10 protein-coding genes are annotated in these 11,302 nt (G+C 36.8%); 6 read left to right on the plus strand and 4 right to left on the minus strand.

Annotated elements, in window-relative coordinates; genetic code table 11:
• Positions 1 to 32: 32 nt before the first annotated feature.
• Both SJY44_RS15955 and trkA read right to left on the minus strand, forming a co-directional pair.
• Entirely contained in the window at positions 33 to 1,523 is a 1,491-nt protein-coding gene (locus tag SJY44_RS15955) for a TrkH family potassium uptake protein (RefSeq protein ID WP_396590469.1), read from the minus strand.
• Complete coding sequence (gene trkA, locus SJY44_RS15960; protein WP_396590470.1) at positions 1,523 to 2,872, minus strand: Trk system potassium transporter TrkA; 1,350 nt, start codon at positions 2,870 to 2,872, stop codon at positions 1,523 to 1,525. The genes SJY44_RS15955 and trkA overlap by 1 nt, the downstream gene beginning before the upstream one ends.
• 188 nt (positions 2,873 to 3,060) lie before the next feature.
• Here trkA and ubiE point away from each other — a divergent pair, with 188 nt between their 5' ends.
• Both ubiE and SJY44_RS15970 read left to right on the plus strand, forming a co-directional pair.
• Positions 3,061 to 3,789, plus strand: coding sequence for a bifunctional demethylmenaquinone methyltransferase/2-methoxy-6-polyprenyl-1,4-benzoquinol methylase UbiE (gene ubiE, locus SJY44_RS15965; RefSeq protein ID WP_298930093.1), 729 nt, complete (start codon positions 3,061 to 3,063; stop codon positions 3,787 to 3,789).
• Between the two features lie 4 nt (positions 3,790 to 3,793).
• Positions 3,794 to 4,492, plus strand: a complete 699-nt coding sequence (locus SJY44_RS15970; RefSeq protein WP_396590471.1) for a porin family protein — start codon at positions 3,794 to 3,796, stop codon at positions 4,490 to 4,492.
• Between the two features lies 1 nt (position 4,493).
• Here SJY44_RS15970 and SJY44_RS15975 read toward each other — a convergent pair whose 3' ends face one another.
• Positions 4,494 to 5,213, minus strand: coding sequence for a TrmH family RNA methyltransferase (locus SJY44_RS15975; protein ID WP_396590472.1), 720 nt, complete (start codon positions 5,211 to 5,213; stop codon positions 4,494 to 4,496).
• A 24-nt stretch (positions 5,214 to 5,237) separates the two neighbouring features.
• On the opposite strand from SJY44_RS15975, the gene SJY44_RS15980 reads away from it, so the two are divergent.
• From SJY44_RS15980 to accD, 3 genes are read left to right on the plus strand one after another with little or no spacing between them, the layout of a single operon-like run.
• Positions 5,238 to 7,823: a BamA/TamA family outer membrane protein gene (locus SJY44_RS15980; protein ID WP_396592098.1), complete on the plus strand. Its 2,586-nt coding sequence runs from the start codon at positions 5,238 to 5,240 to the stop codon at positions 7,821 to 7,823.
• Positions 7,824 to 7,878: 55 nt separating this feature from the next.
• Entirely contained in the window at positions 7,879 to 8,946 is a 1,068-nt protein-coding gene (gene fbaA, locus SJY44_RS15985; protein ID WP_396590473.1) for a class II fructose-bisphosphate aldolase, read from the plus strand.
• Positions 8,947 to 8,985: 39 nt separating this feature from the next.
• The gene (gene accD / locus SJY44_RS15990; protein ID WP_298930103.1) at positions 8,986 to 9,846 is read left to right on the plus strand and encodes an acetyl-CoA carboxylase, carboxyltransferase subunit beta; all 861 of its coding nucleotides are present in this window, start codon (positions 8,986 to 8,988) and stop codon (positions 9,844 to 9,846) included.
• Between the two features lie 44 nt (positions 9,847 to 9,890).
• Here the strand turns inward: accD and SJY44_RS15995 are convergent, their stop codons facing one another.
• Entirely contained in the window at positions 9,891 to 10,769 is an 879-nt protein-coding gene (locus SJY44_RS15995; RefSeq protein WP_396590474.1) for a hypothetical protein, read from the minus strand.
• A 150-nt stretch (positions 10,770 to 10,919) separates the two neighbouring features.
• On the opposite strand from SJY44_RS15995, the gene rpsO reads away from it, so the two are divergent.
• The gene (rpsO, locus tag SJY44_RS16000) at positions 10,920 to 11,189 is read left to right on the plus strand and encodes a 30S ribosomal protein S15 (protein ID WP_298930108.1); all 270 of its coding nucleotides are present in this window, start codon (positions 10,920 to 10,922) and stop codon (positions 11,187 to 11,189) included.
• Positions 11,190 to 11,302: the final 113 nt, after the last annotated feature.

The raw sequence follows: 11,302 nt of genomic DNA on the forward strand, positions 1-11,302 counted from the left end.
AGTAACCCTTTAAGGTGTTTTTATTATCCACTTTAGGTCTTCTTCCAAAAATATGGGGTTAAAATAATAAGCACCGTAAAAAGTTCTAAACGCCCTAATAACATCAAAAACCCACACCACCATTTACCAGCGTCTGGGAGGCTGTTATAATTGCTAACGGGGTTAAGGCTTCCTAACGCGGGGCCCACATTACCTAGGGAGGATGCTGAACCGCCAATTGCCGAAACGAAGTCAAGACCCAAAAACCCTAACACCAAAGAACCTATTATAAAGAATAACATATAAAGCACAAAAAAGGCGATTATGTTATATACGATATGTTCCGAAACCGTTTTTTCATTGTAACGAACGGGAATAATTGCATTGGTATGTAAGGTACGTTTGAACTCCAGCAGTCCATTTTTTATAATCAATAAATGTCGCATCACCTTTATTCCACCTGCAGTAGAACCGGCGGATCCTCCCAAGAACATAAGTCCAAAAAAGAAAATGGTCAAAAAGGGAGTCCAACTGGTGAAATCAGCGGTTACAAAACCTGTTGTCGTAACAATTGCCATAACCTGAAAAAGTGCGTGCCTAAATGCACTCTCTCCTTCACCTGAAACCATGGGATGGAAATCAGATACGGGAACATTTGCATTAAAATAAACTACTAATGCTGCTATAATTGTAAAGAGAATAAGAAAAATCGTGTAGTATTTGAATTCTTCATCTTTTAGTATTCGTTGTACTTTGCCCGTAAAGGCAAAATAGCTCAATACAAAATTACTACCTGCCAAAAACATGAAAACAATGGTGATATACTGAATTAAAGGCTGATTGTTCCAATACGCCAAGCTTGCATTTTTAGTTGAAAAACCTCCGGTTGATAAGGTGGCTAAGGAATGGTTCATTGCATCGAAAAAAGACATTCCAGCCAGCTTCAAAAGAATAGTTTCAGCAACCGTATATCCAAAATAAATCAACCACAATCGTTTTGCAGTATCTGTTATTCTTGGGTGTAGCTTATCCCCAGCTGGCCCTGGTGCTTCTGCCGCAAACAATTGCATTCCCCCTATACCTAAAAGCGGAAGAATGGCTATTGCAAGTACAATAATTCCCATGCCTCCTATCCAATGCGTCAGACTCCGCCAAAAAAGGATTCCTTCAGGCATAGCTTCTATATCATCAATAATAGACGCTCCTGTGGTAGTGTAACCAGATATTGTTTCAAAAAAAGCATTGGTAACTTCAGGTATCGCTCCTGAAAAAAGATATGGTAATGTGCCAGAAATGGACATAATTATCCATCCAAAGGTGACCACAATGTATCCTTCTTTTCTTTTTACTTCCTTCTTATGACCTCTTGTATAAAACATCGCCATAACTCCAAAAAGCATAGTGACAATAGCAGCAAGGGTAATATCTAAGGTCGCACCATCCTTATAAATACCGCTAACAAACGCTGCCAAAAGCATAAAAGAGCCATTGCAAAGTAGCAATAGCCCCATAATATGAACAATAATTCGTGTGTTAAGCTTCATTATAAGAATAGCTTTTCTATACGTGGGATAGTTTTGGGCAAGCAGCAGACCACAACACGGTCACCTTTCATAATCTTAAAGTCTCCTAATGCAATAATACCCTTGCCGTCTCTAATTACACCACCAATGCTTGCTTCTCTAGGAAAGTCCAATTCTTTAATAATCTCGCCATTCACCAATGAGGTAGCTTTCACTTCAAACTCAAGAATCTCCGCATTAAGATTACTTAAACGCGTTAATGCAAGTACTTCTCCCCTTCTTATATACCTAAAGATATTATTGGCCGCCAACAATTTTTTATTGATAAGCGTATCTACCCCGATGGAGTGTGACAGCTGGAAATAATCCATATTCTCTACCATTGCTATGGTTTTCTTGATTTTCTTGGATTTAGCAACCAAACAGGACATGATGTTCGTTTCCGAATTTCCTGTAACCGCAATGAAAGCATCCATTGATTCTAAACTCTCTTCATCTAAAAGCTCAACGTTTCTGCCATCTCCGTTAATGACCAATGCATGGGGAAGTTCATCAGCTATATCAAATGCCTTTTCTTTATTTTTTTCAATGAGTTTTACATTGAACTTTTTATTGCATAAATCACGGGCAGTTTTAAAACCAACTTTACTGCCGCCAAGAATCATCACGTTTTTAATTTCCTTTTTTTGCATCCCTGTGAGCTTGTAAAGCTCTTCTACACCTTCGGCCGAAGTAATGAAATACACTTGATCCCCTTCTTTAAAAACCGTGTCTCCTCTTGGAATAAGGGTATACTGAGTTCCCATTCGCTGCAATGCAATGGGCATAAAATGAAGTTCTGGGAAAATTTTAGCGGCCTCTTTGACCATTTTACCTACAAAAGGCGCCGATTTTGGCAAGAAAACCCCAATCATGGTCAGTAATCCTCCTTCAAACTCGTAGGTATCGTTGAAAGCCGATTGGTTCAACAACAACTGAATTTCTGTTGCTGCCAGTTCTTCTGGAGAAATTAATTCATCTACACCAAGTTCCTCAAACTTAATAAGTTCCCTATTGTCTATAAACTCTGTATTGGATATTCTGGCAATGGTCTTCTTGCAACCCAATTGTTTGGCCAAGAAACAGAGCGTTAAATTGGTAGTCTCCGATGCTGTTACACCAATCACCAAATCAGAAGCTTCTACTTTGGCATCCCTTAATACTTCTATTGATGTTGCATCGCCCCTAAGAACTCTAATATCCAAATGATTGTCTGCATACGACAGACTCTCTTTGTCCGTATCAATCAATGTAATTTCTTGTGCTTCATATGACAAAAGTTTTGCCAAATGAAAACCTACCTCACCTGCTCCCGCAATTATAATCTTCATTGATTAGAATAAGATGTTCTTAATAGATTCAATTTGTAATGGTAAAAAAAGAATATTGACCACAGTCTAAAAGACGAATACCTAACATAATACGGAAAAGTTTTCCTTTGTTGCGAGGCAAAATTACGTAATTATTTTTGTACACCTCTCATATACCTAAGTTGTATATTTGCCAGCAAATTAAGCACATGTCCAAAAAAGTCAAACCTTATAAAGATTCTGACCTCGGAAAGAAGGAACAAGTAAAGCAAATGTTCGATACTATTTCTAAGGATTATGATGGGTTAAACAGGGTTATTTCTTTAGGTATTGATTTAAAATGGCGCAAAAGGGTGGTGAATCTTCTTAAGAAGAAATCTCCAAAAACTATTCTGGATATTGCCACGGGTACTGGAGATCTTGCTATTGCCATGACCAAGACGGGCGCGGAAAAAATTATTGGATTGGATATTTCTCCTGGAATGCTGGAAGTTGGAAAGACCAAGATTACTGATAAAAACCTACAAAACACCATTCAAATGGTAGTTGGCGACAGTGAAAATCTTTCTTTTGATGATAATACCTTTGATGCCGTTACAGTAGCTTTTGGGGTGCGCAACTTTGAAAACTTGGAAAAAGGGCTTCAAGAAATCTATAGAGTCCTAAAACCTGAAGGAAGTTTGGTAATACTCGAAACATCTGTTCCGACCAAAACACCATTTAAACAAGGGTATAGATTGTACACAAAATATATACTTACCGGAATTGGCAAAACCTTCTCTAAGGATCGTTCTGCTTATGATTATTTAAGTGAATCAGCTTCCGTTTTTCCTCATGGTCAAGAATTCAACAATATTTTGGACAAAATTGGGTTTATAGGTATAGAGAACATGCCCCAGACATTTGGGGTGGCATCTATATATGTCGCTACAAAATAATTTGATGAAAAACGTCCTTCTTCTATTTGGCCTGCTGTTATTGGTATGTCCAAATTCCTCGGCACAGTTTAGAAAAGATCCTATTCTTAATCTTCAAACTGAAGATTTAAAGTTATTGAACTGGGGATACTATCTAGGATTTAATTTATATGACTTTCAATTTGAATATGAAAACGATATTGGACAGGACATTTTAGTTGATACAAGCGCAGGGTTCAATGTTGGTTTGATTGGTGAAATGCGAATCAATGAATTTTTAGATTTACGTTTTGAACCTGGCTTGCTGTACACTTCTAGAATTCTAGGTTTTCCTGGTTTTACATCAGAAAATGATGCCATTAGAGAAGTCAAGTCCACCTATATTAGATTTCCTTTATTAGTTAAGGTAAGCGCTAAAAGGTTTGGCAACTGGAAGCCATATATTACCGGCGGAGTATACACCGCAATGAATCTTGGAAGCAAAGAGGATAGTCTAGATGACAATAGTAGTGGTGAATTCCGTATGAAACAGAATGTTTATGGTTATGAACTTGGTTTTGGAATTGATATTTATACAGAGTACTTTAAGTTTTCACCATCTATTAGAGGTGTTTTTGCTTTGACGGACGAACTCGTTCCTGATAATGACCCCAATAGTCCTTGGACCGGAAACATTAATGCCATGCGTACTCGGGGAATCTTTATCAATTTTACTTTTGAGTAATCTACCCTCTTCTTATTTCGTTTAAAAGAATCGCAGTTGCCGTAGCAACATTTAAGCTCTCGGTCGTTTTTGAACCAAACTGTGGAATAGCTATCTTTTCTGTTACCACGTCGCAGATTTCTTTAGAAATTCCATTGGCCTCATTGCCCATGATCATAATTCCTGCTTCTGGTAATTCTTTTTGGTAAACCGTATCACCATTCATAAAAGTTCCAAAAATTGAAAGTGAGCTTTTTTTCAAATATTCAAGTAAATCAGTATAAACAACATTGACTCTAGTTATAGAACCCATAGTGGCCTGCAACACCTTAGGATTGTAGCAATCTACCGTATCCATTGAACATATAAGATGTTTTACACCAAACCAATCACATAATCTAATTATAGTACCCAAATTACCCGGATCACGAACTGCATCTAAACCCACCAACCAATCAGTATTATCAGGCTTTTTAGTATCTGGCATATAAAATACTCCCAATACCCCATTTGGATTACTTAAACTGCTCATTTGCTTTAATTCTGATTTTGAGATAACCTCAGCTTCGATAAAATCTTCAATTTTCTGCGGTTCATCAATAAACAGTTTAAAAGGCTTAAGTCCAGCTTTTAATATTTCTCTTGTGGTCTTTGCACCCTCAACCACAAATAGCCCATGTTGAGTTCGGTACTTTTTTTGCTGTAAGCTAACAACTAGTTTAATTTGGTTTTTGGTAACCATCTAAATCGTGTATTTTTGGCGTCTATGAAGGGTTTTTTATGTCTAATGCGTAACAAGGCAAAAATAGGGTTATTGTTGCTTATGGTTGCCATGATAGGTTGCAATACCCTTAAAAGGGTGGATGACAATGAATTGCTTCTGACCAAAAACTCCATTTACGCAGACGAAGAAAAGATAAAGGATGATAACATTCAAAGTCTTATTGCCCAAAAACCAAATAGTAGTTTACTTGGTTATCGCCTTAGGTTAAATTTATACAATCTTGCCAAAGAAAATCCGGATTCTTCTTTTCAGAATTGGCTACACAGAAAAGAAAAACGAGAAAAAAGATTAAACAGATTACTTTCCCAAAAACAAGTGAACAGATTAAAAGAATCCTTTGTAGTTAAAGGTGCAAGTGATTTCTTTAAAAGAATTGGGGAACCTCCGGTTGTCATAGATACTTCTCTGACCCAAAAAACTGTTGACCGACTAAAGGCATATTATAATAGCAAAGGTTACTTCAACAACTCTGGAACGTATACTGTTATCAAGGGAAAAAGAAAAAAAAGGGCAGAAGTTGATTACAAAATTTCTCTGGAAAAACCTTTTTTAATTGATACTATACTAAAAAACATTTCCTCGCCAGAGCTAGATTCTATTTACGACAACTCAACAAATTTAGCATTTGTAAAGGATGGAGAACAGTTTGATTTGGCCAATTTTAACCAAGAACGTGAGCGATTGACAACACTATTTAGAAATTCTGGCGTCTATAACTTTCAGGAGAGTTCCATTAATTATGATATCCTAAGAGATACATCTCAAGTGGCAAATGATCAACTAATGAATGTACAGTTGAATATTCAAAAACCTCGTAATGTTGGTGATAGTTTAGTAAATAATCCGTACCGCATTCATCATCTTAAGAAAATAAATATATATGCAGATTATTTAATTGGTGGAGGAACGGATTCTTTAAAGTCCATAGACTATGAGAACTACACCATATTCTATAATGACAGACTCAAATACAAACCAGAGGCTCTAACAGACGCTATTTTTTTTGAAAAAGACAGTGTTTATAGAGATTTGGATAGGATTCGAACTTATAGGCAAATTACCAACTTAAACACTTTTAAATACCCTAATATTGAGTTTATCCCAGATACCACACAAGCACAGCTAATTACCAATATTTACCTAGCCCCAAGACCAAAATATTCTTTGAATTTGGATTTTGATGTGACACATTCCAATATTCAACGGGTAGGAACAGCCTTTAGTGCAACTGTAATCACTAGAAACGTTTTTGGAGGAGCTGAGACATTAAATATTTCCGCAAGGGGATCCATTGGTCTGTTAAGCGATGCTTCGCTGTCTGATGAAACCTTTACATCTGAACTAGGGGGCGATGTAAATATTATTTTTCCCAGAATATGGTTCCCTATAAATACAGAGAGAATAATTCCTTACTACATGCTACCTCAGAGTAGATTGTTAGTCGGTACCAATTTCCAGAAGAACATTGGTTTGGACAAACAATCTTTCAATAGTGTGCTATCATACAACTGGTCACCATCAAATAGTTTAAAACACAATATTGAATTGATGAACGTGGAGTTTGTCCGTAATGTTAATCCAGATAATTTTTATAATGTCTACCAAAATACCTTTAACAATCTAGATGCAATAGCACAGGATTTTCAAGATGACCCACAATATGCCTCATTTTTTGAAGAAACAGGGAATACTGATGACCCATTAACATTAAGCATTCCTGAAGGAGCCAACGAATTTGCACAGGCAGCACTTAATAATGAAATTCCTGTTACTTCTGAACAACAAAGTGAAGTCAACAGCATTGAAGAACGGAGACAGCGTTTAACTGAAAATAATTTGATTTTTGCCAGTAACTATACTTTTACCAAAAACAACAAGGCAGACATCAATGATAATAGTTTTTATCAACTTAGAGTAAAATTAGAGAGTGCTGGAAACCTACTGTCACTGTTGGATGGTATTGTACCTTACAACAAAAATGATAGTGATCAACTTTTGGTATTTGAAATTCCTTTTTCCCAATACTTTAAATCTGAGGTTGATTATATAAAACATTGGGAAGTAGCAGATTCCAAAGTAATTGCTTTTAGAAGCTTCGTTGGTCTTGGCATCCCCTATGGCAATTCTAAAAGCATTCCTTTTGTCCGAAGTTACTTTGCTGGTGGATCTAATGATAATAGGGCATGGAACGCATATGAATTAGGCCCGGGAAGAACCAGTAACGTTAATGATTTTAATGAAGCTAATCTAAAAATTGCTTTGAACATGGAGTACCGTTTCCCTATAGCGGGAGACGTAAAAGGGGCTCTTTTTGCTGATGCAGGTAACATCTGGAATGTATTTGATAATGAAGATAACCCAGATGCCATTTTTAGCGGTTTTGATTCTTTGGCAGATATTGCTTTGGGTACAGGTTTTGGACTTAGGTATGACTTTACCTACTTTGTTTTTAGGTTGGATATAGGCTTTAAAACCTACAATCCTGCTGATGAATCGTCTAAAAGATGGTTTAGGGGGTACAACCTTAGAAATGCCGTATTTAATATAGGAATCAATTATCCTTTCTAGAGTAAATATTTTATTACTTTTGTGGCTTAATTCAACCATAACTAACTAAAAAAATATGTCCCACAATATTAAGCCAGGCGTTGCTACAGGTGATGAAGTGCAAGCGATTTTTAATCACGCCAAAGAAAACGGCTATGCTTTACCGGCAGTAAACGTAATTGGATCTAATACCATAAATGCAGTTTTGGAAACCGCTGCAGCCCTAAATTCGCCAGTAATAGTTCAATTTTCTAATGGAGGAGCTCAATTTAATGCTGGAAAAGGCCTATCCAACGAAAACCAAAGAGCGGCAGTACTTGGAGCCGTAGCAGGAGCTAAACACGTACACCAATTAGCAGAGGCTTATGGAGCAACGGTAATTCTACATACTGATCACTGTGCTAAAAAATTATTGCCTTGGATCGATGGCTTGTTAGATGCCAGTGAAGAGCATTATGCTGCTACAGGAAAATCCTTGTTCAGTTCCCACATGATCGATTTATCCGAAGAACCCATTGAAGAGAATATTGAAATCTGCAAAGGTTATTTGGAACGCATGAGCAAGATGGATATGACCTTGGAAATTGAATTGGGAGTAACCGGTGGTGAAGAAGATGGTGTGGACAACACGGATGTAGATAGTTCAAAATTATATACACAGCCAGAAGAAGTTGCCTTTGCATATGAAGAGCTATCCAAAGTAAGTCCTAAATTCACCGTTGCAGCTGCTTTTGGCAATGTCCACGGGGTTTATAAACCTGGAAATGTAACATTGACTCCAAAAATCTTGAAAAATTCCCAAGAATTTGTTTCAGAAAAATATGGAGTGGAGCATAACCATATTGACTTCGTTTTTCACGGCGGATCAGGTTCTTCTGTAGAGGAAATCAGAGAGGCTATCGGGTATGGAGTTATAAAAATGAATATTGATACTGACCTTCAGTATGCCTTTCTTGCAGGAGTTAGGGATTATGTTCAAGGGAAATCAGGATACCTTCAAGCTCAGATAGGAAATCCAGATGGCAGTGATCAACCAAACAAAAAATTCTACGATCCAAGAGTTTGGCTTCGCGAAGGAGAAAAAGCTTTTGTAGACCGTTTGAAGAAAGCTTTTGAAGACTTAAACAATGTAAATACATTGTAATTACCCAAAGGAGAGCAGTTTAATTTAATTTTTGATTGTATGTCGTCTTGGTTTAAAAGAAAAGAAAAAGGAATTCAAACAGCTACGGAGGAGAAAAAAGACACCCCAAAAGGGCTATGGTACAAATCCCCTACCGGAAAAATTGTTGAATCAGAAGATTTAGCAAAAAACTTTTATGTTAGTCCAGAAGATGATTATCATGTTAGAATAGGCAGTAAAGAATACTTTGAAATTCTATTTGATGATAATAAGTTCAAAGAGTTGGATGAAAAATTATCTTCCAAGGACCCCTTGCGTTTTGTCGACACTAAAAAATATTCTGAAAGACTAAAGGCTGCACAGCAAAAAACAGGCCTCAAGGATGCTATAAGGACCGCAGTGGGAAAATCCATGGGAAAGGAAATAGTTATAGCCTGTATGGACTTTAGTTTTATTGGAGGTTCTATGGGTAGTGTTGTAGGTGAAAAAATTGCCAGAGCGATTGATGTTGCCAAAAGAAGAAAAATTCCATTCCTAATGATTTCCAAGTCTGGAGGGGCACGGATGATGGAAGCTGCCCTATCGCTAATGCAATTGGCAAAAACTTCTGCAAAATTAGCCCAGTTGGCCGAAGCAAAAGTTCCATATATTTCTTTGTGTACTGATCCTACAACTGGTGGAACCACTGCTTCCTATGCTATGTTGGGAGATATTAATATTTCTGAACCAGGAGCGCTAATAGGTTTTGCTGGACCAAGAGTGGTTAAAGATACCGTTGGAAAAGACCTTCCAGAAGGGTTTCAAACATCAGAATTTGTAAAAGAACACGGGTTTTTAGATTTTATCACACACCGTAGAGATTTAAAACAAAAAGTCAATTTGTATATTGATTTGATCCAAAACCAACCTGTAAGAGCATAAAAAAAGCCTGCAATTACAGGCTTTTTCTTTTTCTAACCGTAATCCTATTTCAAAAAGCGCCTTAAGAATACTTCTTTTTCAGTTCCATCAGGCTGTGTCAAAATTCCATTCGGATCACAACTACCATCTCCAAAATCCAAACTGGCCGTATTATCATTCCTAGTAATTTCTATAATTCCGCTAACAATAAACCTGCAGGATAACTCTCGCCTTAGTGGTGAAATCACTTCTTTTACAAAAACATTCCCTTCTCTTCCTACATATGTTCTTTTACCAGTGATTAAGAAAACATTATCTCCCCAGAAACCAGAACCAAAACCTTCTATCCACTCTCGGTTTCGGGTACCTACAAAAGAAGCTGTATCACCATTAGGCCAGGTAGCTTCAAAAGACGCATTAGTTGTGCCTTGTGGGTTCCCATTTTCGTTGGAACGTACCCGTAAAATATCCGCGGAGCCTTCAACAGCGACACCATTAAAAGTAAAATTTTCAAGGTTTAAAGCAACGCTTTTAGATGCCGCTTCCATATTCTTTGCGTAGCTTAAGTTGATAATTCCACTCAAAATATTTCCATTTGGCAGTTCGCAACCTTCACCAAAATCTATGGTTTTCTCACGAGTGGTATCAGTAACAACAGTTGTAATGGTTACACAATCTGGAAGGTAATCAGATTTATAATCTGCCTTGGAGATAATAGAAATTTCATCTGTGGCATATACATCTTCAGCTATAGTAGTGACTTCCTCAGAAATCATTTCAGCTTCATCACTAAACTGCAATTCTGTTGAGGAGATCACCTCCGTACTTGATAATTCTTCTGTAAAATTCTCCTCTTTACTACATGAAATTGCAGCTAAAAGTAGAATTCCCGTAAGCATAGAGATAATTCTTGTAAAGTTCACTTGTTTGACACTCTTTTTCATAATAATCAAATTTTATGGTTTGTTTCTATGACCTAGGGGAAAACAAAAGGTTTAATCAAGTATTAAAACTTTTAAATTAAAAAAAGGATTATCTTTGCACGCTGATTGATAGACAATCATATACATAAAAATCATTTAAATAATATTGGAATGTATTTAACAAAAGAAGTAAAGGCCGAGATTTTCAAGAAACATGGCGGTTCCGAGGGGAACACAGGTTCAACGGAAGGGCAAGTAGCATTGTTCACTCACCGTATCAACCACTTAACAACGCATTTAAAAAGAAACCATAAGGACTACAATACTGAACGTTCTTTGGTAAAACTGGTAGGGAAAAGACGTAGTCTTTTAGATTACCTAAAGAAAAAAGATATTGAAAAATACCGTTCCTTAATTAAGGAACTAAATATTAGAAAATAAATAATAAAAAGGGGAGGCTTTAGCTTCCCCTTTTATTTTTGCTAAACATGTTTAGCATTCAAAAGTCCCTGCCAATATAGGTTGGGCAAACACAAAAAGCTGCTTACAGTTTT

This window comes from Allomuricauda sp. R78024 (assembly GCF_044596045.1).
Lineage (GTDB): Bacteria > Bacteroidota > Bacteroidia > Flavobacteriales > Flavobacteriaceae > Flagellimonas.

Excerpts from the sequence above, each read along its gene's own strand:
- SJY44_RS15975 (WP_396590472.1), bottom strand. The coding sequence starts at position 5,213 with ATGGTTACCAAAAACCAAATTAAACTAGTTGTTAGCTTACAGCAAAAA.
- rpsO (WP_298930108.1), top strand. The coding sequence starts at position 10,920 with ATGTATTTAACAAAAGAAGTAAAGGCCGAGATTTTCAAGAAACATGGC.
- SJY44_RS15995 (WP_396590474.1), bottom strand. The coding sequence starts at position 10,769 with ATGAAAAAGAGTGTCAAACAAGTGAACTTTACAAGAATTATCTCTATG.
- trkA (WP_396590470.1), bottom strand. The coding sequence starts at position 2,872 with ATGAAGATTATAATTGCGGGAGCAGGTGAGGTAGGTTTTCATTTGGCA.
- fbaA (WP_396590473.1), top strand. The coding sequence starts at position 7,879 with ATGTCCCACAATATTAAGCCAGGCGTTGCTACAGGTGATGAAGTGCAA.
- accD (WP_298930103.1), top strand. The coding sequence starts at position 8,986 with ATGTCGTCTTGGTTTAAAAGAAAAGAAAAAGGAATTCAAACAGCTACG.
- SJY44_RS15980 (WP_396592098.1), top strand. The coding sequence starts at position 5,238 with ATGAAGGGTTTTTTATGTCTAATGCGTAACAAGGCAAAAATAGGGTTA.
- SJY44_RS15970 (WP_396590471.1), top strand. The coding sequence starts at position 3,794 with ATGAAAAACGTCCTTCTTCTATTTGGCCTGCTGTTATTGGTATGTCCA.
- SJY44_RS15955 (WP_396590469.1), bottom strand. The coding sequence starts at position 1,523 with ATGAAGCTTAACACACGAATTATTGTTCATATTATGGGGCTATTGCTA.
- ubiE (WP_298930093.1), top strand. The coding sequence starts at position 3,061 with ATGTCCAAAAAAGTCAAACCTTATAAAGATTCTGACCTCGGAAAGAAG.